The sequence below is a fragment of the Halomonas sp. DQ26W genome, from assembly GCF_003339685.1.
Taxonomy (GTDB): Bacteria; Pseudomonadota; Gammaproteobacteria; order Pseudomonadales; family Halomonadaceae; genus Halomonas.
This window is the reverse complement of record NZ_QPKI01000016.1, coordinates 36,612-59,925: the sequence shown is the minus strand read 5'-3', so window position 1 is coordinate 59,925 and position 23,314 is coordinate 36,612. Positions and strand designations below refer to the sequence as shown.

Here is a 23,314-nt window from a genome sequence, read left to right as displayed (position 1 = left end):
CCTAATCCATCTGTTCCATTACCCAGGTAGTCCCCTCGCGGGAATCCTTGAGAATGATGCCAAGCGCTGCCAACTCGTCACGAATACCGTCGGCGGCGTCAAAGTTCATCGCCTTCTTGGCGTTTGCACGGGCAACGATCTTCGCTTCGATCTCGGCTTCACTCAGCGGCAGTTCGCTGGCACCGCCCTTGAGGAACGCCTCGGGGTCCTGCTGCAGCAGGCCAAGTACGTCGCCCAGGCGCTTGAGCTCGGCGGCCAGTAGCGGCGCCCACTCGGGAGCTTCCTTCTTGGCCCGGTTCAGTTCGCGGACCAGCTCGAAGAGCACCGACAGCGCCTCGGCGGTATTGAAGTCGTCGTCCATGGCGGCGATGAAGCGCTCAGCGAATCGTGCATCCACCTCGCCCCGTGGTTCATCACCCTCGAACGCCAGCCCTTCGAGGGCGTTGTAGAACCGCTCGAGGGACTTGCGGGCATCCGCCAGGGACTCCGGGGCGTAGTTGATGGCACTGCGATAGTGGCTGGCCACCAGCAGGTAGCGCACCACTTCCGGGTCGTGCGATTCGAGCACCTCGCGGATGGTGAAGAAGTTGCCCAGCGACTTGGACATCTTCTCCTGGTCCACCCTCACCGCTCCCGCATGCATCCAGGTGTTGACGTAGGGCTTGCCGGTGGCCGCCTCGCTCTGGGCGATCTCATTTTCATGGTGAGGGAAGGTCAGGTCCGGCCCGCCGCCATGAATGTCGAAGGTCTCCCCCAGGCAGCAGGTCGACATGGCCGAGCACTCGATGTGCCAACCGGGGCGCCCCTCGCCCCAGGGCGACGACCAGCTCGCCTCGCCGGGCTTGGCCGCTTTCCACAGCACGAAGTCGAGCGGGTCCTCCTTGTGCTCGTCGACCTCGACCCGGGCCCCGGAGCGCATCTCGTCCAGGTCGCGGTTATTGAGCTTGCCGTAGCCCTCGAACTTGCGCACCCGGTAGTAGACGTCGCCATTGCTCGCCGCATAGGCGTAACCCTTGTCGATCAGGGTCTCGATCATGGCGATGATCTCGGCCACATGCCCAGTGGCACGAGGCTCATGATCCGGACGCAACACGAACAGCCGCGCCTCGTCCTCGTGCATGGCGCCGATCATGCGCTCAGTCAACGCACCGATACTCTCGCCGTTCTCGTCGGCACGCTTGAGGATCTTGTCGTCGATATCGGTGATGTTGCGCACGTAGGTGACGTCAAGACCGCGCCAGCGCAGGTATCGGGTCACCACATCGAACGCCACCATCACCCGGGCATGGCCCAGGTGGCAGTAGTCGTAGACGGTCATGCCGCAGACGTACATGCGTACCCTGCCCGGCTCGATGGGTACGAACGTTTCCTTGCGGCGCGTCAGCGTATTGTAGATCTGCATGTCAGCCCTTCTTCTGTCCTTGCTCTTTTTTCCGGGTTTCCTGCTTCTGAACCTTGGCCCAGCCATCCTTCAGCCCGACGGTACGATTGAACACGCGCTTGCCGTCGCGACAGGCGTGGCGGTCGGCACAGAAGTAGCCGACGCGCTCAAACTGGAAGCGCGACTCGGGCGGCGCCTCGGCCAGGCTCGGCTCGCCCATGGCCTGATGCACCTGCAGGGAATCGGGATTGAGGTGATCGAGGAAGTCGGCGTCCTTGTCCCGGTCGGGCTGTTCGACCTGGAACAGGTTGTCGTAGAGGCGTACCTCCATGGGTACCGCGTGGACAGCGCTGACCCAGTGAATCACGCCCTTCACCTTGCGCCCTTCCGGGTTCTTGCCCAGGGTGTCGAGATCCACCGAACAGCGCAGCTCGGTGATCGCGCCGGCAGCGTCTTTCACCACCTCGTCGCAGCGAATCACATAGGAATTGCGCAGCCGCACCTCTTGGCCCGGTGCCAACCGGAAGAACTTCTTCGGTGGCTCCTCCATGAAGTCGTCCTGGTCGATCCACAGCTCGCGGGTGAAGGGAATCTGGCGCACACCCATGTCCTCGCGAGCGGGGTGGCCCGGCACATCAAAGACCTCTTCGTGGTCGTTGGCCACATTGGTCAGCACCACCTTGAGCGGCTTGAGCACGCACATGGCACGCGGGGCGTTGTCCTCGAGGTCCGATCGAATGGCGTGATAGAGCATGGCAATGTCCACCAGGCCGCCGTCGGCACGGGTCACACCGATCATGTCGCAGAACTTGCGGATCGACCCCGGCGTATAACCGCGGCGACGCATGCCGGAGATGGTCGGCATTCGCGGGTCGTCCCAGCCGTCGACGATACCCTCGTCCACCAGCAGCTTGAGCTTGCGCTTGGAGGTCAGGGTGTAGTTGAGGTTGAGCCGGGCAAACTCGATCTGGCGCGGCTTGGCCGGCACCGGAAGGTTCTCCAGGAACCACTCGTAGAGCGGGCGATGATCCTCGAACTCCAGGGTGCAGATGGAGTGGGTAACGCCTTCGAGCGCATCCGACTGGCCGTGGGTGAAGTCGTATGAGGGGTAGATCTTCCACTTGTCGCCGGTCTGGTGGTGATGGGCGTGGCGAATGCGATAGAGGATCGGGTCGCGCAGGTTGATATTCGGTGCGGCCATATCGATCCTAGCGCGCAGCACCTTCTCGCCCTCGGCGAACTCGCCGGTACGCATGCGCTCGAGCAGGTCAAGGTTCTCCTCCACGCTGCGCGAGCAGTAGGGGCTCGGCCTGCCGGGCTCAGTCAGGCTGCCGCGATACTCGCGGATCTCTTCGGGGGAGAGATCGTCCACATAGGCCTTGCCCTCGCGAATCAGGTGCTGAGCCCAGGCATAGAGCTGGTCGAAGTAGTCGGAGGCATAGCGCACCTCGCCCGCCCACTGGAAACCCAGCCAGGCCACGTCCTCCTTGATGGCATCGATATAGGCCTGCTCCTCCTTGGCCGGATTGGTATCGTCGAAGCGCAGATGACAATCGCCACCGAACTGCTCGGCCAGGCCGAAATTGAGACAGATCGACTTGGCATGACCCACGTGCAAAAAGCCGTTGGGCTCCGGCGGAAAGCGAGTCACGACCCTGTCGGCCTTGCCGGCTTCGATCTCGTCGCGGATCTGGTTGCGGATGAAATTCGGCGCGCTGGCGGTATCGGTGGACATGTTGATGCGGTAAACCTCTGGTTGAATGGGCGCGAAGCCCGTTCGTGGGGCTGTCTTGGAGAAAGGAACAACCCGACGCGCTTCGCGCATCGATGCAAAACCGCTATTATAGCGCCACGCCCCTGCACGGCGCCAAGGCGCGCCTGCTATTGCCCAAGTCACAGCTCACAGGAAAAAGCGATGATCGTTCTAGAGACCAACCTCGGTGATATCACGGTCGCCGTGAATCACGACAAAGCCCCGAAAACCGCCGCCAATTTCGAGCAGTACGTTCACGACGGCCATTTCGACGGCACACTGTTTCATCGGGTGATCCCTGGTTTCATGGTACAGGGCGGCGGCTTCGACCAGGAGTTCAATCAGAAACCAACCCGCGAGCCGGTCGAGAACGAAGCCGATAACGGCCTCAAGAATACCATCGGCACCCTGGCCATGGCGCGCACCCAGGACCCCCACTCTGCCACGGCGCAATTCTTCATCAACGTGGCCGATAATGACTTCCTCAACCACAGCGGCAAGAACATCCAGGGCTGGGGCTATTGCGTCTTCGGTGAGGTGGTCGAAGGCATGGACGTGGTCGAGAAGATCACCGCCATGGGAACCAGCCGACGCGGCATGCATGCCGATGTCCCGGCCGAGGATGTGATCATCCAGCGTGCCTACATGAAGGATGGCCCTGCCGATACCTGACAGGATCGAAGCGCAACAAGACTGCCCAGTTCGGCCGTATTGCGCTGGCCCCTCATGATTCAGCCCTGCGAGACGGCCCATGACCACACTGATAGTTTCCGACCTGCATCTGCACCCTGAAGCCCCCGAGGTGACCGACAGCTTTCTCGGCTGGCTCCAGACACGGGCCCAGGGGGCAGATGCGCTCTACATACTCGGCGATTTCTTCGAGGCCTGGGTCGGTGACGACCTACTCGACCTGGTCGATGTCGATACCAGCGGCAATGCAGCACTCGCCGTGGATATCGCCACCGCCCTGCACCAACTCGCAGACGATGGTACAGCCATCTACCTGATGCACGGCAATCGTGACTTCCTGCTCGGCCAGCGCTTCGCCACCGCTGCCGGCGCGAAGCTGTTGGCCGACCCTGCTCTGGTCGTCTTCCACGACGCGCCAATACTGCTGATGCATGGCGATAGCCTCTGCACCCGGGACGAGGCCTACATGGCTTTCCGCGCCCAGGCACGGCAGCCCGAATGGCAGCAGCAGGTACTGGCCATGCCGATTACCGACCGTATCACACTGGCGGCCTCGCTACGCCAGCAGTCGGGCGAGGCCACTTCCAACAAGGCCGATGACATCATGGACGTGACCCCCGACGAAGTCGTCCAGACGATGCGCGACCATGGCGTCACGACCCTGATCCATGGCCACACCCACCGCCCGGCGGTGCATGATCTCGACATCGACGGCACACCCGCCCAGCGCGTCGTGCTGGGCGACTGGCGGCCCGGCCAGGGCTGGGAAGTGGTCATCAAGAACGTCGGCCGCCCCACCCTGCAACGAATCGATTTCTGAGCCCCAGGCAGCCACATACTCGACTCCAGCCTGGCAGCGCCATCGCCACGGTTGTAGATTTTCCTTTATGTCATACAGTAACGCTTAGAGCACCATCACGCATGCAGCGTTGACAAGCACCTTGTCAGTTACCTGTATTGAACGAGCAATCATGATAACGGTATAATTTCGATGAACCAAAAAAACAGGAGGCACACTGTGCCTCCTGTTTGCCGATCCCACCTTGGTATCAGCGGCGATCGATATCGGCGGTCTCTCGCAGATAGGACTGGAGCCCCTGAATCGCAGCCTGTCCACGCAGTTGCTCAGTCATGCGCGCCACGAAGGTCTCCACCTGGGCATCCACTTCACCCTGCTCGACACGCTCCAGGGCAATGAGGACCACTCGATCCTCGTCGGTGGCCTGACCGTAGACGGTTTCTTCATCCCCAGGATGGGGAAGCCGGAATGCCGCCTGCAGTACCGAACGCGGAACATTATCCTGCTGCCGCACGGCACTCTCGACATGTCGCCAGTCGATATCCAACGCCTCGCTTTCCTGCAGTAGTTCCACTTGGGTGCGCGCCACCTCGAGCAGCGCCTCGCGCTGCTTGCGAAGCTCAACCGCCTGCATTATCCGATCGCGGACCTCATCGAGCGGAAGCACAGTGGGCTCGCGGTGATCAGTGATCCGCAACACCATCCTGCGATCCTCATCCAGTTCGATCACCTCGCTATTGAAGCCCTCCACCAGGACATCGTCACTGAAGGCTTGCTGCATAACGCCCGGCTCGGAGAGCACGCCCGACACACCATCCCGGGCGACCCAGTCGCTCTGGTACAGGTCAAGCTCGAGCTGATCGGCCACGCTGGCCAGGTCGTCGGCAGCAAAACTTTCATCGATCAGGGTCTGCACCTGGCGATTAAAGGTATCGCTGACCTCGGCCAGCGCCAGCTCGCGCTCGACCTCTTCACGCATCTCTTCAAGCGGCGGCTGATCAAGCTCAGTCACCTTCAGAAGATGCAGGCCGCTGCTAGTCTCGACAATATCAGATACTTGACCGGGATCGAGCGCAAAGGCGGCCTCGTCGAACGCATCGCCGAAGAAGCCACGACTGATCATGCCAAGATCACCTCCTTGTTCGGCGGTCGTCGGATCGTCTGAATACTGAAGCGCCAGGGCGGAAAAATCCTCACCCTCGGCGAGCCGGGATCGGACGCTCTCCAGGTGTGAAACGGCTTCCGCACGGCTACGCTCTGCATTGAAGCCAACCATGATATGAGACACGCGCCGGTCGACATCGCGGCTACGCGCTCCCCAGGCGCGGCGAACCTCCTCGTCGGAGATCTCGATGGCATCGGCCATCTCCTGCCGGTCGATAACGACATATTCAAGCCGAACCTGCTCGGGACGCCGGTAGCGATCGGCATTCTCATCGTAGTAGGCAAGCAGGTCGTGCTCGGTAACCTCTACGGGCTCGGCCAGGTCGTCGGCGCTCAGCACATGGTAGCGAAAGCTGCGAACCTGACGCTGCAGTGCCGCCAGGGTTTGCTGCTCGCTTTCCAGCGAAAAGTCACTCATGACGAGGCCTTGCTGAAGCTGCTGCCGCTTGAGATCTACCCGTAGTGCGGCGCGAAACGATGTCGGCGTGAAACCGGAACTGGCCAGGCGGTTGCGGAACAGGTCGGCATCGAAGCGTCCATTCTGGTTCTGGAATTCCGGCAGCGTGACGATTACCTGATCGAGTTGCTCATCGGAGAGATGCATGCCGCCATGTTCGGCGAAAGCCGTCAGCAGCCGTTCGCCGATCAGTTCATCGAGAACCTGTCCGCGCAACGCCCTCTCCTGCTCAGGTGGCACCTGGCCCGAGCGGATGGCCCGCTGAACCTCCATCTCGAGTTCTTGACGGGTAATCGACTGGCCATTGACCTTGGCTACCTCGTCGCCGCTTCCACCAAGCAGCCCCACCAGGGACTCGACCCCGAACAGGGCCATGGTCACGACCACGGCGCCGACGATGATCTTCGCACCCCAACTTCTGGAGCGGTCACGTATACTTTGCAGCATGGAGGCCTCGGATGATGATTGTTGGCTGGCTGACGCGCCACATTATACGGTGACAGAGGCAATCCCACCATGGCCCCGCCAGCGGCAAATAGTCAGCCCATAAAGAAGGCGCATCGCGATGGCGATGCGCCTGTTTTTTTGCTGCCGATGATGGCCTGCGTGAGCCGACGACCTGCGGCGCAAATATGCCGCTGACTCAGTTCACAGAGTCCTTGAGCGCCTTGCCGGCCTTGAAATTCGGCACCTTGGCTGCGCTGATCTGGATCGGCTCGCCGGTCTGAGGATTACGCCCGGTCCGGGCGGCGCGCTCCTTAACGGAAAAAGTACCAAAGCCCACCAGCGAGACGGTCTCACCGCTCTTCAGACTTTCTGTGACGGTGTCGACCATGGCATCCAATGCACGAGTCGCGGCGGCCTTGGGAATATCGGCAGACGCGGCGATGGCTTCGATCAGCTCGGATTTGTTCACACTTCACCCCTTGACTGTTTCAGTAAATGGCTCTAATCGGCGCACCTTTCGCCTGGCAACACGATCACAGCATGGCAGCAGTTTATAGCAATGCAGCAAAAGACGTGTCAAGTAACTTACGGCGCCAAACCGCGTCATACCGGGATTTTTGTCCCGGCATGACGCAAAAATATCGTTAATGCGTGCTGATCATTGAGGTGGATGATGCAGAATCATCCGTTCGGGAATCATCACTTTCAGGGCCAGACCTTTCAGCCAGAGCCGCCTCAAGCACCTCATCGATCCAGCGGACGGGCCGGATATCCAGTGCATCCTTGATATTATCCGGCACCTCTTTGAGATCCCGTCGATTCTCTTCCGGAATGAGCACGATCTTTATACCACCGCGCCGCGCAGCCAGCAATTTCTCCTTCAACCCGCCAATCGGCATCACCTCGCCCCGCAGGTTGACCTCTCCCGTCATCGCCAGGTCGCAACGGATTGGTCGCGCAGTATAGGCGGACACCATCGCGGTCACCATGGCAATGCCGGCACTCGGGCCATCCTTGGGGGTGGCACCCTCGGGAACGTGGATGTGGAGATCCTCCTTCTCGAAGCGCTCCGGGTCGATACCCAATGCATCGGCACGGGCACGCACGACGGTGTGAGCGGCACTCACCGACTCCTTCATCACATCACCCAGCGATCCAGTCTTGTTGATGCGCCCCTTGCCCGGGGTAACCACTGACTCAATATTCAACAGCTCCCCGCCGACCGATGTCCAAGCCAGGCCAGTGACTCGCCCCACCTGGTCCTCCTTGTCGGCAAGACCATAGCTGTAGCGGCGTACACCCGCATACTGCTCGATATCGGCCGCGCTCAGCGTCACATGAGCCCCCTGGCCCTGCTGCTCTAGCCTTTCACGCAGCACTTTACGGCACACCTTGGCAATCTGTCGCTCCAGCTCGCGCACGCCAGCCTCGCGAGAAAAGTAGCGAATCAGCTCGAGCAGCGCGTCGTCAGCAAAACTGAGCTCGCCCTCCTTGAAGCCATTGGCCTTGAGCTGCTTGGCAACCAGGTAGCGACGCGCGATGGCGAGTTTCTCGTCCTCGGTGTAGCCAGGCAGACGTATGATCTCCATGCGGTCCAGTAGCGGGCCCGGGATGTTCATGGAGTTGGCAGTACAGATGAACATCACATCGGAAAGATCGTAGTCTAGCTCGAGGTAGTGATCGTTGAACTTGTCGTTCTGCTCAGGATCGAGCACCTCAAGCAGGGCGGATGATGGATCACCACGATGATCCATGCCGATCTTGTCGACTTCGTCCAACAGGAACAGCGGGTTTCTAACGCCGGCCTTGCTCATGCGCTGGACCATCTTGCCCGGCAGCGAGCCAATGTAGGTACGACGGTGGCCGCGAATTTCGGACTCGTCACGCACACCACCCAGTGCCAGTCGCACGTACTTGCGGTTGGTGGCACGGGCGATCGACTGCCCCAGCGAGGTCTTGCCCACCCCGGGCGGACCGACCAGGCAGAGCACCGGGCCCTTGAGCTTCTTGACCCGCTTCTGTACGGCGAGATATTCAAGAATGCGTTCCTTCACCTCGTCCAGGCCATAGTGGTCTTCGTCCAGCACCTTGTGAGCATGCACCAGATCATGCTTGACCCGAGTACGCTTCTTCCAGGGCACGGCAACCAGCCAATCGAGATAGGAGCGCACCACCGTGGCCTCTGCCGAGTTGGAGGACATCATCTTGAGCTTGCCCAACTCCTGCAGCGCCTTCTCGCGGGCGTCCTGGGGCATGCCCGCCTCATCGATGGCCGCCTCGTACTTTTCGGCCTCGTTGGGCACGTTCTCGAGCTCGCCCATCTCCTTCTGGATGGCCTTCATCTGCTCATTGAGATAGTACTCGCGCTGGGATTTCTCCATCTGATCCTTGACCCGGGAGCGGATGCGCTTCTCGACCTGCAGCAGGTCGATTTCCGACTCAATCAGCGCCATCAGGTGTTCGATGCGGTCACGAACCCGGTCCATTTCCAGCAGTTGCTGCTTGTCGCCGATCTTCAGCGACAGATGAGCACAGATGGTATCGACCAGGCGACTCGGATCCTCGATCCCGGACAGCGAGTTGAGCACCTCGTTGGGGACCTTCTTGGAAAGCTTGACGTACTGCTCGAACTGGTTGAGCAGCACCCGTACCAGGGCCTCCTGCTCACGCTCCGAGAGCGGCTCGCTGTCACGCATAACGGCCTCCGCCAGGCTGTAGCCCTTATCGGTATGGTGCACCTCACGGAGATCGGCACGGGAGGTACCCTCGATCAGCACCTTGACGGTGCCGTCGGGCAACTTGAGGAGCTGCATGATCTCGGCGATAGTGCCGATATCGAAGAGATCCTCAGTGCCAGGATCATCCTGGCCGGCTTCGCGCTGGGCAACAAGCAGAACACGCTTGTCGGCCGCCATGGCTGCATCCAGTGCCTGGATGGATTTCTCCCGTCCAACGAACAGCGGTATCACCATCTGCGGATAGACAACGACATCGCGCAGTGGAAGGAGGGGCAGACTCAGGGTCTGATCGGCGTTCTGCTGCATCGCAGACGTTCCTCAAACGAATCGGGTGGATACGGAAGGGAATGGGGGCGCAACGCCCCCATTGCAAGGGAAAGAGCGGGGAACAGACAGGAAAAGGGGTCGCTCAGGCGACCCCTTGCACTGGCATGAGCATCGTCGGGAGAACCCGCCGCACATCAGCCGTCGGTGCCGTCGACCCGCTGGTCCTGCTGCGAATAGATCAGCAGCGGCTCACTCTCACCAGCAATGACCGTGGCATCTATCACCACCTTGGTCACCCCTTCCATGGAGGGTATCTCATACATGGTGTCCAGCAGTACCGACTCAAGTATGGAGCGCAGCCCCCGGGCACCCGTCTTTCGGGTCATGGCCTTCACTGCCACGGCACGCAGGGCATCCTCACGGAATTCCAGCTCCACCCCTTCCATGTCGAACAGTCGCGCATACTGCTTGACCAGCGAGTTCTTAGGCTCGGTGAGGATCTGGATCAGCGCATCCTCACTCAGCTCGGTCAAGGTGGCAATAACCGGCAGCCGCCCTACGAACTCGGGGATGAGGCCGAACTTGACCAGATCTTCCGGCTCGACATCGGCGAGCAGGGCGCCAACACCTTTCGCCTCATCCTTGCTCTTCACCGTGGCATTGAAACCGATACCACCCTTCTCGGCGCGATCGCGGATCACTTTGTCCAGGCCGGCAAATGCGCCGCCGACGATGAACAAGATATTACCGGTATCGACCTGCAGGAACTCCTGCTGAGGATGCTTGCGGCCACCTTGGGGCGGAACGGAGGCAGTCGTGCCCTCAATCAGCTTCAGCAGCGCCTGCTGCACGCCCTCGCCCGATACATCCCGGGTGATGGAGGGGTTGTCCGATTTGCGCGAGATCTTGTCGATCTCGTCGATGTAGACGATGCCTCGCTGGGCCTTTTCCACGTCGTAGTCGCACTTCTGCAGCAGCTTCTGGATGATGTTTTCGACGTCCTCGCCGACGTAACCCGCCTCGGTAAGCGTGGTGGCGTCAGCGATGGTGAACGGCACATTGAGCAGCCGCGCCATGGTTTCCGCCAGCAGGGTCTTGCCACTACCGGTGGGACCGATGAGCAGGATATTGGATTTTCCCAATTCCACATCATCGCCCTTCACCCCGGCACGAAGGCGCTTGTAGTGATTGTAGACGGCTACGGACAGCACCGTCTTGGCGCGGTCCTGGCCGATGACGTAATCGTCCAGGGTGCGACGAATCTCGCGGGGAACGGGCAGCCGCTCCTCATCGCTCTCGGCGTCGGCATCGAGAACTTCTTCGCGAATGATGTCGTTACAGAGATCGACACACTCGTCGCAGATATACACGGACGGGCCTGCAATCAGCTTGCGTACTTCATTCTGGTTCTTGCCACAGAACGAGCAGTACAGCAACTTGCCACCCTCGTCCTTGCCTTTGCCGTCGGCCATTCGCGTACCTCTGTCGCTTCGGCGGCCTGAAGCCGCCGGTTGTCACGTGTTAAGGGCGTGTATCGAATCACGCTATCAGGATGCGGGCCGCTTATCCAGCACAGCATCGATCAGACCATATTCGGCCGCTTGACTGCCATCCATGAAATTGTCGCGATCGGTATCACGCGCAATCGTCTCGAAATCCTGGCCGGTGTGGTGCGCAAGAATCCGGTTGAGCTTGTCGCGGATGCCGAGTATCTCACGAGTATGAATCTCGATATCGGAGGCCTGCCCCTGGTAGCCACCCAGCGGCTGGTGGATCATCACCCGTGAATTGCCCAGGCAGTAGCGCTTGCCAGCCGCACCGGCAGCCAGCAGCAGAGCGCCCATGCTGGCCGCCTGGCCAATACAGACCGTGGACACATCCGGCTTGATGAACTGCATGGTGTCGTAGATTGCCATGCCGGCGGTGACCGCCCCGCCCGGTGAATTGATATAGAGATGAATGTCCTTGTCCGGATTCTCGGACTCGAGGAAAAGCATCTGTGCCACCACCAGGTTGGCCATATGATCTTCAACCGGCCCCACCAGGAAGATCACACGCTCCTTCAGCAGGCGAGAGTAGATGTCGTAGGCCCGCTCACCGCGCGCGCTCTGCTCTACCACCATCGGCACCAAGCCGCCGGCGTTTTGAATCTCGAACTCGTTGCTCATCTGTGTGATGTCCTTGCATCCGATGAATGGAAGCGTAATCCCCCCTTCCGAAACCTGCCAGCATCGAAAGATCCGGAAGGGGCAACCGGCCTCGGGATCAGCTCTTGGCTTCCTGGTCTTCTTCGGTCTCGGCCTCGCTGGCGGCTTCATCATCATCCTGCTCGGCCTGCTGCTGGGCAGCGGCCAGCGCCTGCTGGTAGCTCATTTCGACGTCATTGACGGTCGCCTGCTCCAGCAGCTTATCGACGGCCTTCTCTTCAAGAATGGCTGACTTGACCTGAGTCTTCAGCTGCTCGTTACTCATGTAGTAATCGACCACCTGTTGCGGGTCCTGGTACTGCTCGGCCAGCTCTTCGACCTTGGCGCGAATCTCGTCATCGGTGGCATCGAGCTCACTGGACTTGATCACTTCGGCCAGCAGCAGGCCGACCTGGACGCGCCCCTTGGCCTGCTCGGCAAAGAGCTCGTTGGGTAGTTGGGAGACATCGAAATCTTCACCCAGGCCGAACTGCTGGGCCGCCTGGCGCTTGAGCGCATCGGTCTCCTGCTGAACCAGCGACTGGGGCACCGGCACGTCATTGGCTTTCTTGAGAGCCTCGAGCACCTGTTGCTTGACACGATTGTCGACGGCCTGCTTCGCTTCGCGGGACATGTTCTTGCGCACTTCCGCGCGAAACTTCTCGATATCGCCATCTTCCACGCCGAAGCGCTTTATGAATTCCTCGTCGATCTCGGGCAGAGCCTGGCCCTTGACCGCATGGACCTTGAGTTTGAAGGTGGCCTCCTTACCCGCCAGCTGCTCTGCCTGGTAATCTTCGGGGAAGGTGACATTGATCTCCTTCTCATCGCCAGCCTTGGCACCCTCCAACTGCACTTCGAAGCCGGGGATGAAATTGCCGGAACCCAGCACCAGGTCGTGACCTTCGGCGCTGCCGCCTTCGAAGGGCTCATCGCCCAGGAAGCCCTGGAAGTCGATCTTGACCTGATCGCCGTCCACGGCGACACGGTCGACCTCTTCCCAGGATGCGTTCTGCTTGCGCAGCGTCTCGACCATCTCTTCAAGGTCGGCATCGGTCACCTCAACAACCGGCCGCTCGACCTCGGTGTCACCGATAGAGGCCAGCTCGATCTCGGGATAGACCTCAAGATTGGCCACGAACTCCAGGTCCTTGCCCGCCTCATTTACCTTAGGTTCGATGCTGGGGAAACCAGCGGGATTGAGGTTCTCTTCCGAGATGGCCTTGACGTAACGCTCGCGCATCACTTCGCCCACCACTTCATCGCGCACGTCGCGACCGTACCGCTGACGCACCACCGCCATGGGCACACGCCCCTTGCGGAAGCCGTTCAAGCGCACGTTCTTCGCAGTGTCCTTGAGGCGAGCCTCGACGGCTTCGTCGACCTCGGCCGCTGGCACCTGAAACGTGACACGGCGCTCGATCTGGGAAGGCGTTTCGACGGAAACTTGCATGAATAGTCCTCTACCGACTGGGGGCGTTCAGTTGAAAGCGTGGAAGGTCAAAAGAGAGATTCTAAGAATCCCGGCCTGCGCTGGCAAGCACCATGCCCATAGGATTGGGGCATCGGGATAAATTACAAGGGGCCTGAGGCAAACGATCCGGAGGTGATGCCCCAAGCAACAGATACACCAAACAAAGCTGGCGCAAGCGCCGGCACAACAGCAGGGGAGCGAAAACAAAGAGCGAGAAACGATAAAGAACGAGAAACGAAAAGAGCGAAAGGAGTGGCGATCAGGCCAGGCTGCAATGGGGTGGATGATGGGGATCGAACCCACGACAGCCGGAACCACAATCCGGGGCTCTACCACTGAGCTACATCCACCACTGCAAGCACTAATTAACTATCTTGAGGATCGATAATTTCTTGAGCATCGATTTGGGGTGGATGATGGGGATCGAACCCACGACAGCCGGAACCACAATCCGGGGCTCTACCACTGAGCTACATCCACCATAACGACGACTCGAACTACCGGTACCGCGTTTCCGGCACCTTTCTTACCCGGTCAATGTTACCCAGACAACCTTGTCCAGGCAATCAGGACCAGCCACTGCCATAACATGCCGCATGGCACGCCCAGCAGGACTCGAACCTGCAACCTACGGCTTAGAAGGCCGTTGCTCTATCCGGTTGAGCTATGGGCGCATTCTACGTTCCATGGCGTCTGACCGCAACCCTGTTTGAGCAGATTCCTTCGCGCAAACAAGAAGTTGTGGTCGGGGTGGAGGGATTCGAACCCCCGACATCCTGCTCCCAAAGCAGGCGCGCTACCAGACTGCGCTACACCCCGCCGGTCTTCGCACGGCCCCGATGCCGCCACAAGGCCTCATCGAGCGCTGCGTATTCTACGCGAGAATCCTTCGGGGTCAATAGCAGTCTGACATGCCGGACCTATTTGCGCTTTGCCTGACGGCCCCTCCATGCGAAAATCAGCCCCCTTCCTGCACCGGCCAGCTGCCTTCAAGGGGTGAAGCTGCCGCCGGCCAGCCCACCACCCAAGCACGAGGAAGAAACGATGAACGCCCAACTCATCGATGGCAAGGCCATTGCCGCCCAGGTCCGCCAGCAGGTTGCTCGCCAGGTCGAGACACGCCATGCGCATGGCAAGCGGAGCCCAGGCCTGTCCGTCGTACTGGTGGGCGACGACCCGGCCTCCCGCATCTACGTGAACAACAAGCATCGCGACTGCGAACAGGCCGGCATCCGCTCATTCCTGCATGTCCTGCCTACCGAGACAACACAGCAAGTACTGGAGGCGCTGGTGGACGACCTGAATGCCGACCCTCGAGTTGATGGCATTCTCGTGCAACTGCCACTGCCCGAGCACCTCGATGCCCGACCCATACTCGAACACATCCTGCCTCACAAGGATGTCGACGGCTTCCACCCCTATAACCTGGGTCGTCTTGCCCAGCGGCTGCCGATGCTGCGCCCCTGTACACCCAAGGGAGTCATGACCCTACTACAGGCCAGCGGCCTCAATGTCCGCGGACTCGATGCCACCGTCGTCGGCGCCTCCAACATCGTCGGTCGGCCCATGGCACTGGAACTGATGCTGGCCGGCTGCACTACGACAGTATGTCACCGCTTCACCCGCAACCTCGAAGAGCACGTCAGGCGTGCCGAACTGCTGGTGGTGGCGGTAGGTAAACCCGGCCTGGTCAAGGGCGAATGGGTGCGCGACGGCGCCATCGTCATCGATGTGGGCATCAACCGCGCGGAAGACGGCAGCCTGGTCGGCGACGTCGACTTCACCAGTGCCGCCGAACGTGCCGCCTGGATCACACCCGTACCCGGCGGCGTCGGCCCCATGACCATAGCCTCGCTGCTGGAGAACACGCTGCTCGCCGCCGAAATACATGACGCCATGGAGCATGAGGGGCTATCTGTCCGAGACTAACCAGCGCCTGACAGGGACTCGCGTCTCGGGTAAAATACGCCCCTTTCCATTTACCCAGCCCCGAGGCCGCCCATGAGCGACAAAATGAACGTCGAAAGCTTCAACCTGGACCACACCAAGGTGAAGGCTCCCTACGTGCGCCTGGCCGATATCAAGACGGGGCTCAACGGCGACACTATCCACAAGTACGACATGCGCATTTGCCAACCCAACCAGGAACACATGGAAATGCCTTCGCTGCACTCCCTGGAACACCTGATGGCGGAACTGTCGCGCAATCATTCGGACCGTATCGTCGACATAAGCCCCATGGGCTGCCAGACCGGTTTCTATGTGGCACTGATTAACCACGATGACTATGACGACGTGCTGAGTCTGTTGCAGAAGACACTGGAGGACGTGCTGGAAGCCGACGAGGTACCCGCCTGCAATGAGTTGCAGTGCGGCTGGGCAGCAAGCCACAGCCTGGAAGGCGCCAAGCAGGTCGCACGCAGCTTTCTTTCCAAGCGTGACGAATGGACCCAGGTCTTTGCAGCCGAGGCGTGAACCCGACTCGCCTACTCCGGCCATGCAATACCTCTGCTCAGCGATTCGGGAGACACCCCCTCAAATGAAACGCATCGGCATCATCGGCGCCATGGCCCAGGAGGTCGCGTATCTCGCCTCGTTGCTGGAAGGACGCCGCAGCCGCACTCACGCAGGCTGCACCTTTCACCATGGAATGCTGCATGGGGTCGATGTTGTGATCCTTCAGTCCGGCATCGGCAAGGTAAACGCCGCCATTGGTACCACCTTGCTGCTGGATGCCTACAAGCCGGAAGCTATCATCAATACCGGCTCAGCGGGCGGCTTCGGCGAAGGCCTGAAGATCGGCGATGTTGTAGTGTCCAGCGAGGTACGCCATCACGATGTCGATGCCGTGGTATTTGGTTACGAGCATGGCCAAGTCCCCATGATGCCCGCGGCGTACATACCCGATGAACGTCTGATAAAGGTCGCCCGGGAGTCCGTCGAGGCACTTGGTGAGGTACGCGTCGTGGAAGGCCTCATTGCCACCGGCGATGTCTTCATGGCCTGCCCCGAACTGGTCCTGAAGACCCGCACCCGCTTTCCGACGATGTTGGCTGCCGAGATGGAGGCTGCAGCTATTGCCCAGACCTGCCACCTCTATGGATGCCCCTTCGTGGTCATCCGTTCGCTGTCGGACATCGCCGGTGGAGGCGACAATCACCTCTCCTTCGAGGAGTTTCTGGTTAAGGCGGCAGCCCACTCCGCGCGTATGGTCGAGGCCATGGTGGCACGCCTGGCTGATCAATCGCTCCCGGGAGAACAGCAGCGGAAACAGAAAAATAAAGGCGAGGGGGAGTCCGAGACAGCCATCGTCGACTAAAGCTTCTACCTCTCCCTGCGAAACGGCCGCCTCTCGAGGCGGCCGTTTGCGTCGCATCAGTCGCGCAGTTTCCATTCCAACGTTTCGCCCGCCATGAGGGGAACGATCCGCCGGCCCGAGACATAAGGCAGCGAAGGAGGCAACTGCCATGTTTTCCGTTCCAGGGTGACCGTGTCCGCATTGCGTGGCAGGCCATAGAATTCGGGTCCGTGATGACTCGCAAACCCTTCCAGCCTGTCTAGGGCACCAGCCTGCTCGAACGCCGTGGCGTACAACTCGATGGCGGCCGGTGCCGTGTAGGCGCCTGCACAACCGCAGGCAGACTCCTTGTCATCCTGGGCATGAGGCGCGCTGTCGGTTCCCAGGAAGAACTTGGCGCTGCCTGACGTCGCCGCTGCCAGCAGCGCTTCGCGATGGCGCTCGCGCTTGAGAATCGGCAGGCAATAATAATGGGGCCGGATTCCGCCCACCAACATATGGTTGCGGTTGAACAGCAAGTGGTGCGCGGTAATGGTGGCCGCCACGCTGTCGGGGGCCTGGGCCACGAAGGCGGCAGCATCAGCGGTGGTTATGTGCTCGAAAACCACCTTGAGTGTTGGGTGCCGTTCCAGCAGCGGCTTCATGACCCGCTCGATGAAGACCGCCTCGCGATCGAAGATATCGATCTCGCTATCGGTAACTTCGCCATGAACCAGCAGCGGCATGCCGAGCCGTGCCAAGGCTTCGACCGCCTGGTCGCAATGCGCCAGGTCCGTTACGCCGGAAGCCGAATTGGTTGTCGCCCCGGCCGGATAGAGTTTTACCGCATGAATCATACCGCTCGCGTGGGCGCGCTCTATCTCTTCAGCCGGCGTATCGTCGGTGAGGTAGAGAGTCATCAATGGTTCGAAACTGGAGCCTGAGGGTCGGGCCGCGAGGATGCGCTCACGGTAGGCCTGTGCTTGAGCCGTGGTGGTCACCGGGGGTTTCAGGTTGGGCATGATGATGGCACGACCCATTTGCCGGGCAGTCGCTGGCACCACGGCCTCCAACGCGTCACCATCGCGCAGGTGAAGGTGCCAGTCGTCGGGTCGGGTCAGGGTAATAGCGTTCAAGGCATATCCTGTAGTCGGCTGTGATCGGCAGGGCATCGCGGGCGACATTATACCGGAAGTACCGCAAACCACAGCAAGCCGATCCGAATTGCCGTATCATCGACGCCGTTTTCACCGCGAGAGACGTTGCCATGCCCAGGGTTCGCCACTACGCCGATATCGTCGCCATCCTGGCCGGACTGATGTGGCTTCTGGTCTTCTGGTCGATCAGCATTTCCGCTCGCCTCGACAGCATCGAGCCCACTCTGGCCGCACTGCTTGCCCTGGGCGCCATAATACTGGTCAGCTTCGTCCACCGTCCCTTTCGCGTACACCTCAGTCGCTATCACGTGCGCAAGCGGCGTACCGAAATGTGGATGCATATCCTGGCACTACCCATGGTTCTGGCTCTGCTGCTCGGCGGCCTGATCGAATCGCTGTTCGCCCCGCCCAGCGCACAGCAGAAAATGCTGCTGTTCAACGTACTCGCCACGGCCGGCTGGGTCGTCTACGTCATGACCCTGGTGATCAAGTTCATCCACCACCTGCTCAGGAAACGCCGCCAGCGCTCAGGCATCACTTGACAGAATGCATGCCTTCAGCTGCCGAACCGGTCGGCGCGGAAAGGCGACATCTCCACCGCAGGCACCTCACCCTCCATCATTTCAGCCATCACACGACCAGTGACCGGCCCCAGCGTAAAGCCCTGGTGGCCGTGGCCGAAAGCGAACCACAGACCGTCGTGCCTCGGAGCCGCTCCAATGACCGGTTTCATGTCCGAAAGGCAGGGGCGCGCGCCCTTCCAGGGCTCAGGATCAAGGCGCTCGCCCAAGGAAGGATAGATCCTTCTAGCCTCTCGCTCGGCAGCGTCGAGTTGGCCGTAGTCGGGCGGTGCATCAAGAGGCTTGAGCTCAGCACCGGTTGTCAGGCGGATACCCGCGCGCATCGGCGCCAGGATATAGCCGGTCTCGGCATCGGCCAGCCAGTAATGCAGCCGCCGGGGCTCATCGGCAGCGTAGTGCATGTGATAGCCGCGCTTGACGAAGGTCGGCATACGGTAGCCAAGGCGCTTCATCCAGCCACCGGCCCAGGGTCCCAGCGCCATGACCACATCCTGCGCGTCATGGGTCCCCCCGTCAGTTTCCACCCGCCAGCCCCGGCCTATTCGGCTCACATCCTGGATCTCGGACTGTAGAAAGCGGCCACCCTCGCGTTCAAAGCTGCCGGCGTAGGCCGCCACGAGCCCGCCAGGATCGTCCACACCCCAGGAATTCGTCCAGTGAATCGCACCGAGAACCCTGTCAGAGAGCAGGGGTTCGCGCTGTTTCAAACCCGGCCGGTCAAGCGCCTCATGGGTAACGCCGAAGCGCTCGGCGGCGTCACGCGCCTCTTGCACACGTGCGTCCAGCCCGGCCTGGCTACGATAGACCTCGAGCCAGCCGTCCTTGCTGATCATCGCACCGGCATCCGCAGCCTCGATCATCGGCTCGTGCTCCTGGGTCGACAGCATGATCAGCGAGGCATATTCGGGAATGATGCGGGCATGGCTGCGGGGCATGGAGTGACGCCAATAGCCGAACAGTGGCCCTGCGGCTTGCAGCATGCCGCGAAGGTTATAGCGGATATCCACCCGGCGATTGGGCAGAACGGACAACAGCTTGCCCACCCCCTGGGGGAAGGGATAGGGACGCACGGCTTCACGCTGAATCAAGCCACCGTTGCCGAACGAGGTCTCCCTGCCCGGCGGGCGGCGGTCGACCAGCAACACTGAGCGGCCACGGCGGGCGAGATGCCAGGCAATGGAAACCCCGACCATCCCGGCCCCCAGTACGATGGTTTCGCGAGACATGCCTCTCCTCCAGGTTGCGCAAATGGTGTCCCCGACTTCCGACCAACGTCGAGGCTCCATTCTATCAGCGCTTTCTGCATGACGCCGACGGTTTCCCGCATCGGCTGACCCGGATCAAGCTATCGATAAAACGGTGAGACGTGGACAGAGTGCCACGCAAACGCAACTCAGGAGGGGCCTTTAACATTCTGGACCTGGAGCTTGGTACGGATGAAGTCGGAGTGGCTCACATGCAATAGGTCGGCCAGCCCGCGGATGCGGTGCTCTTCCAGGGCATTATGCCCCTCTTCCGCATCCGCATAGGCCAGTACCCACATCATCCGGACCAGTTCACGGCGCTGGGCATAGGAGTAGTGCTGCTTGACCAGACTGACGAACTGATAGTGATCCACCGACGTCTCGACCTCTTCCCTGGCCATCTCCATCAGCTCTTCGACGGCAGCGTCCTGCAGGTGGAAATGATGCTGCAGCAGCTGTCGCAGGGCATCGAGCTGCGCCTGGTCGGTGTGGTAGTCGGCGCGCATCACCTCGCACAGCAGCGCGGCGGTGGCCAGCTCCAGGGTCGGCGCAGGATCGGAGCTGGACTCCGGCTCGGCAAGGGCTTCCTGAAAGAACCGCGTGATGCTGGCAAGCATATCGATCTCCCGGCTGTATTCGGACATCAGACATGCGCTGGACTACCAGCGTTCAGTCCGATCACCACCTTTTCTTCTCGATATCCCGCGAGTCAGTACCCCATCACCCTCGGCAGCCAGGTAACCAGCCCGGGCAGGGCAATCAGGATCAGGATGGTTGCAAGTATCGGGATCAGGAACGGCAAGATCGAGATCACGATCTGGGAGTAGCGAAGTCGCGTGATACCCACCATCAGGAACAGCACCGTGCCGAACGGCGGCGTAATGACCCCCACCGAGAGGGTGATGACCATGACGATGCCGAAGTGGATCGGATCCAGGCCGGCGGCCAGCGCCGCTGGCACGACGATCGGCGTGAAGATGAGGATGCTCTCGATCACCGACATGAAGCAGCCCACCACCAGGAAGAACAGTGCAAAGGCGAGCAGCAGCATGATCGTCGGCATGTCGATGCCCGCCACCTGGCCGGCCAGCGCCTGGGGAATACCGATGCGCACCAGAATCCAGCCATAGAAGCTGGAGACGGCGATGATCAGCAGAATGGCGGCGCTGAACATCAGGGTACGAACGAAGGAGGCATACAGATCGCCAAGCTTGAGATCACGATAGACCAGCGTGCCCAGGATGATCGCATAGAGCGATGCTACGGCCCCCGCCTCGGTGGGCGTGAAGAAACCGGTCCAGATCCCGCCGACGATGATCGCCGGCATCATCAGCGGCAATATGGCGCGCTTGCCGGTGCGCAAGACCTCCTTGCCATCGAAGGGTATCGCCGGCGGCATGGCCACCCGCTTGCCGGCACCCAGCACCAGCGTCATGCCCATCAGCAACAGTGCCATCAGGATCCCGGGCACCAGGCCCGCCATGAACAGGGCACCGATACTGACATTGGCCAGCCAGCCATAGACCACCAGCGCAATGCTCGGCGGCAGGATAGGGCCGATCACGCTCGATGCCGCCGTGATGCCGGCCGAATAGCCCAGGTCGTAGCCACGCTCCTTCATGGCCTTGATCTCGATGCTGCCGAGGCCGGCCGCATCGGCTACCGCCGTGCCGGACATGGTGGCGAAGATCGAGCTGGCCACCACATTGGCATGCCCCAGGCCACCCTTGGTAAAGCCGACCAGCGCCGTGGCGAAATCGAAGATACGAGTGGTGGTCGAGCCAGTGTTCATGATGTTGGCCGCCAGGATGAACAGCGGAATCGCCAGCAGGGTGAAGTTGTTCAGCGTCTGCACCATGCGCAGCGAGAGCAGCTCAACCGGCAGGCCACTGGCGCCAGTGACACCCAGTGCGATGAAGGAGGTGATACCGATCGCTACCACCACCGGCAGGCCGATGGCCATCAGCAACAGCAGCCCGCCCACGAAAATCATCAGTTCCTGCATCAGTCCGCCTCCTGGGATGAACTCGCCACGGCGTTCCATTCCACCGGGCCACGCAGGGCCTGCCAGGTCGCCAGCAGCGTCATGCCGGCGAAGCCGATGAAGATGCCGTAATAGAGGTAGGTGAAGCTGATACCCAGGGAGACGGTACGATTATGGGCACTGGCCAGTGACATAGTCAGGGAGCCGTAGGCCGCCAGGCCGAAGAAACCTGCCGAGAGCAGAGCCACGAGCCGGTACTGGATATGCCGGGCCAGGGCCCCCATTCGATAGCTGAACAGATCGACCAGCAGGTGCTCGCCTCTCACCCAGGCCGAGAGTGAACCGAAGCCCACCGCGTAGATCGCCAGCAGGGTCGCGACCTCTTCCGTCCAGGGCATGCTGAGCCCGATGATGTCACGCACCACGATAGCGGCAACGATCAACACCAATACCCCGGCCAACAGCAACACGCCCAGGGCGTCGCAGGCTCGCGTGATGACCCGGAGCAGGTGATAGGCCAGCCGGTCGACACCGCTGGCGGGGGGTGGGGATGTCGTCAAGTTGGGGTCCTCCAGGCTAGAAACGACAGCGGCGTCCCGCAGGGCGCCGCTGGCTGGCTCGGTCAGTGACGAGAGCGATCAGTCGTCGTTGGCATCGCCCAGGGCATCGTCCATCACTCCGTCGGCCATCTCGGAGAGAATGCGCTCGATGGCAGGAAGGGCCGCCTCTCGGAAAGGCTGGACATCGGGTTCGATGATGGTCATGCCGTTGGCTTGAAGCTGCTCGAGATAGTACTCGTCGAGCTCACGCTCCACCTCGGTGCCATGCTGACGTGCGACATGGATGGCCTCGGTGATAACTTCCTGATCCTCGGCATCCAAGCCCTCCCACCAACGCTTGCTGGCCACCCAGTTCCACGGGAACATCACATGGCTGGTCATGATGATATGGTCCTGCACTTCCCACAGGCGGCGCGTATAGGGCGAAGCGAGCGAGTTCTCGTGACCATCGACCTGGCCGGTCTGCATGGCAAGATATATCTCGGGGGCGGGCACGTTGACCACTTGGGCACCGATCTCCTCCCAGACCTCGAGCCAAACCGGCAGCGACGGCAAACGCAGCCGGAAGCCGGAAAGATCGTCGGGGCTATGAATCGCCTTGTTGGCGGTCATCTGCCGCGGCCCGCGATGCTGGGTGCCGAAAAACTTGATGCCGCCCTTCTCCTCGGCAATCTCGACCAACCGCTGGCCGGAAGGGCTCTCCATGTAAGCATCGACCTCGTCCCAGGTCGAGAACACAAAGGGAACGGTGACGGCGTCATACTCCGGGGCATATTGCTGACGCCAGTTGCCGCCGGTGATGGAAATCTGGGTCTGCCCCAGATTGAGCAGTTCGAGGACGGCATTTTCGCCCCCCAGGGAGCCGGCCAGGAATGGGCGAACGTTGAAACGCCCTGGGGCCTGCTCTTCCAGATATTCGGCGAATCGTTCGACGGCGGCACTTTCCGAACCGCCCTCGCTCATGGTGTTGTTGACCTGAATCTCGATGGTGCTGGCGGCGGCAAAGGGGGCGGCACTAAGTATTCCCAGAGCGGCCAATGAGCCAAGCAGTGACTTTCGCATCGTGCTCTCCTGACAATTATCGTTATTGAGGGCTTTTCGTCGTGGTTTGATCTTGAAACAACCGCAGGGTTGGCTCAAATCGGCTTTGATGAA

Annotated in this window: 20 protein-coding genes and 4 tRNA genes; 6 read left to right on the top strand and 18 right to left on the bottom strand. The window is 60.9% G+C overall.

Annotated features, from left to right (window positions below):
* Position 1: 1 nt before the first annotated feature.
* Together cysS and DU490_RS10120 are read right to left on the bottom strand one after the other, a co-directional pair.
* Positions 2 to 1,402 carry a cysteine--tRNA ligase gene (gene cysS / locus DU490_RS10125; protein ID WP_114574174.1) on the bottom strand — a complete coding sequence of 467 codons (1,401 nt, stop codon included), beginning with the start codon at positions 1,400 to 1,402 and terminating at the stop codon, positions 2 to 4.
* A 1-nt stretch (position 1,403) separates the two neighbouring features.
* Positions 1,404 to 3,116: a glutamine--tRNA ligase/YqeY domain fusion protein gene (locus tag DU490_RS10120; RefSeq protein WP_114574205.1), complete on the bottom strand. Its 1,713-nt coding sequence runs from the start codon at positions 3,114 to 3,116 to the stop codon at positions 1,404 to 1,406.
* A 180-nt stretch (positions 3,117 to 3,296) separates the two neighbouring features.
* Here DU490_RS10120 and DU490_RS10115 point away from each other — a divergent pair, with 180 nt between their 5' ends.
* Positions 3,297 to 3,806: a peptidylprolyl isomerase gene (locus tag DU490_RS10115; protein WP_114574173.1), complete on the top strand. Its 510-nt coding sequence runs from the start codon at positions 3,297 to 3,299 to the stop codon at positions 3,804 to 3,806.
* Positions 3,807 to 3,885: 79 nt separating this feature from the next.
* The gene (locus DU490_RS10110) at positions 3,886 to 4,644 is read left to right on the top strand and encodes a UDP-2,3-diacylglucosamine diphosphatase (RefSeq protein WP_114574172.1); all 759 of its coding nucleotides are present in this window, start codon (positions 3,886 to 3,888) and stop codon (positions 4,642 to 4,644) included.
* A gap of 229 nt (positions 4,645 to 4,873) precedes the next feature.
* Here DU490_RS10110 and DU490_RS10105 read toward each other — a convergent pair whose 3' ends face one another.
* The 10 genes from DU490_RS10105 to DU490_RS10060 form a co-directional block, all read right to left on the bottom strand.
* Positions 4,874 to 6,691 (bottom strand): SurA N-terminal domain-containing protein, encoded by a 1,818-nt coding sequence (locus tag DU490_RS10105; RefSeq protein WP_114574171.1) that lies wholly within the window; start codon positions 6,689 to 6,691, stop codon positions 4,874 to 4,876.
* Positions 6,692 to 6,887: 196 nt separating this feature from the next.
* Positions 6,888 to 7,160 (bottom strand): HU family DNA-binding protein, encoded by a 273-nt coding sequence (locus DU490_RS10100; protein ID WP_114574170.1) that lies wholly within the window; start codon positions 7,158 to 7,160, stop codon positions 6,888 to 6,890.
* Positions 7,161 to 7,335: 175 nt separating this feature from the next.
* A complete protein-coding gene (gene lon / locus DU490_RS10095; protein ID WP_114574169.1) occupies positions 7,336 to 9,735 on the bottom strand; it encodes an endopeptidase La in 2,400 nt (799 codons plus the stop codon).
* A gap of 155 nt (positions 9,736 to 9,890) precedes the next feature.
* Complete coding sequence (clpX, locus tag DU490_RS10090; RefSeq protein ID WP_114574168.1) at positions 9,891 to 11,168, bottom strand: ATP-dependent Clp protease ATP-binding subunit ClpX; 1,278 nt, start codon at positions 11,166 to 11,168, stop codon at positions 9,891 to 9,893.
* A 75-nt stretch (positions 11,169 to 11,243) separates the two neighbouring features.
* Positions 11,244 to 11,864 (bottom strand): ATP-dependent Clp endopeptidase proteolytic subunit ClpP, encoded by a 621-nt coding sequence (clpP, locus tag DU490_RS10085; RefSeq protein WP_114574167.1) that lies wholly within the window; start codon positions 11,862 to 11,864, stop codon positions 11,244 to 11,246.
* A 97-nt stretch (positions 11,865 to 11,961) separates the two neighbouring features.
* The gene (gene tig / locus DU490_RS10080; RefSeq protein ID WP_114574166.1) at positions 11,962 to 13,335 is read right to left on the bottom strand and encodes a trigger factor; all 1,374 of its coding nucleotides are present in this window, start codon (positions 13,333 to 13,335) and stop codon (positions 11,962 to 11,964) included.
* A gap of 296 nt (positions 13,336 to 13,631) precedes the next feature.
* Positions 13,632 to 13,706: transfer RNA gene (locus tag DU490_RS10075), tRNA-His, on the bottom strand.
* 55 nt (positions 13,707 to 13,761) lie between these two features.
* Positions 13,762 to 13,836, bottom strand: a tRNA-His gene (locus tag DU490_RS10070).
* Between the two features lie 117 nt (positions 13,837 to 13,953).
* Positions 13,954 to 14,030, bottom strand: a tRNA-Arg gene (locus DU490_RS10065).
* 68 nt (positions 14,031 to 14,098) lie between these two features.
* A tRNA-Pro gene (locus DU490_RS10060) sits at positions 14,099 to 14,175 on the bottom strand.
* 225 nt (positions 14,176 to 14,400) lie between these two features.
* On the opposite strand from DU490_RS10060, the gene folD reads away from it, so the two are divergent.
* From folD to mtnN, 3 genes are all read left to right on the top strand, one after another.
* Complete coding sequence (folD, locus tag DU490_RS10055; protein WP_114574165.1) at positions 14,401 to 15,285, top strand: bifunctional methylenetetrahydrofolate dehydrogenase/methenyltetrahydrofolate cyclohydrolase FolD; 885 nt, start codon at positions 14,401 to 14,403, stop codon at positions 15,283 to 15,285.
* A gap of 72 nt (positions 15,286 to 15,357) precedes the next feature.
* Positions 15,358 to 15,831: an S-ribosylhomocysteine lyase gene (locus tag DU490_RS10050; RefSeq protein WP_114574164.1), complete on the top strand. Its 474-nt coding sequence runs from the start codon at positions 15,358 to 15,360 to the stop codon at positions 15,829 to 15,831.
* 64 nt (positions 15,832 to 15,895) lie between these two features.
* Complete coding sequence (gene mtnN / locus DU490_RS10045; protein ID WP_114574163.1) at positions 15,896 to 16,675, top strand: 5'-methylthioadenosine/S-adenosylhomocysteine nucleosidase; 780 nt, start codon at positions 15,896 to 15,898, stop codon at positions 16,673 to 16,675.
* 56 nt (positions 16,676 to 16,731) lie between these two features.
* Here the strand turns inward: mtnN and pyrC are convergent, their stop codons facing one another.
* A complete protein-coding gene (pyrC, locus tag DU490_RS10040) occupies positions 16,732 to 17,769 on the bottom strand; it encodes a dihydroorotase (RefSeq protein ID WP_114574162.1) in 1,038 nt (345 codons plus the stop codon).
* 131 nt (positions 17,770 to 17,900) lie between these two features.
* On the opposite strand from pyrC, the gene DU490_RS10035 reads away from it, so the two are divergent.
* Positions 17,901 to 18,332, top strand: coding sequence for a hypothetical protein (locus DU490_RS10035; protein ID WP_114574161.1), 432 nt, complete (start codon positions 17,901 to 17,903; stop codon positions 18,330 to 18,332).
* A gap of 14 nt (positions 18,333 to 18,346) precedes the next feature.
* Here DU490_RS10035 and DU490_RS10030 read toward each other — a convergent pair whose 3' ends face one another.
* The 5 genes from DU490_RS10030 to DU490_RS10010 form a co-directional block, all read right to left on the bottom strand.
* The gene (locus tag DU490_RS10030; RefSeq protein ID WP_114574160.1) at positions 18,347 to 19,597 is read right to left on the bottom strand and encodes an FAD-binding oxidoreductase; all 1,251 of its coding nucleotides are present in this window, start codon (positions 19,595 to 19,597) and stop codon (positions 18,347 to 18,349) included.
* A gap of 167 nt (positions 19,598 to 19,764) precedes the next feature.
* A complete protein-coding gene (locus DU490_RS10025; protein WP_114574159.1) occupies positions 19,765 to 20,232 on the bottom strand; it encodes a TerB family tellurite resistance protein in 468 nt (155 codons plus the stop codon).
* Between the two features lie 92 nt (positions 20,233 to 20,324).
* Positions 20,325 to 21,620: a TRAP transporter large permease gene (locus tag DU490_RS10020; RefSeq protein ID WP_114574158.1), complete on the bottom strand. Its 1,296-nt coding sequence runs from the start codon at positions 21,618 to 21,620 to the stop codon at positions 20,325 to 20,327.
* On the bottom strand, positions 21,620 to 22,159 hold the full coding sequence (locus tag DU490_RS10015; protein ID WP_114574157.1) for a TRAP transporter small permease: 540 nt from the start codon (positions 22,157 to 22,159) through the stop codon (positions 21,620 to 21,622). The genes DU490_RS10020 and DU490_RS10015 overlap by 1 nt, the downstream gene beginning before the upstream one ends.
* Positions 22,160 to 22,237: 78 nt before the next feature.
* Entirely contained in the window at positions 22,238 to 23,221 is a 984-nt protein-coding gene (locus DU490_RS10010; RefSeq protein ID WP_114574156.1) for a TRAP transporter substrate-binding protein, read from the bottom strand.
* Between the last annotated feature and the right edge of the window lie 93 nt (positions 23,222 to 23,314).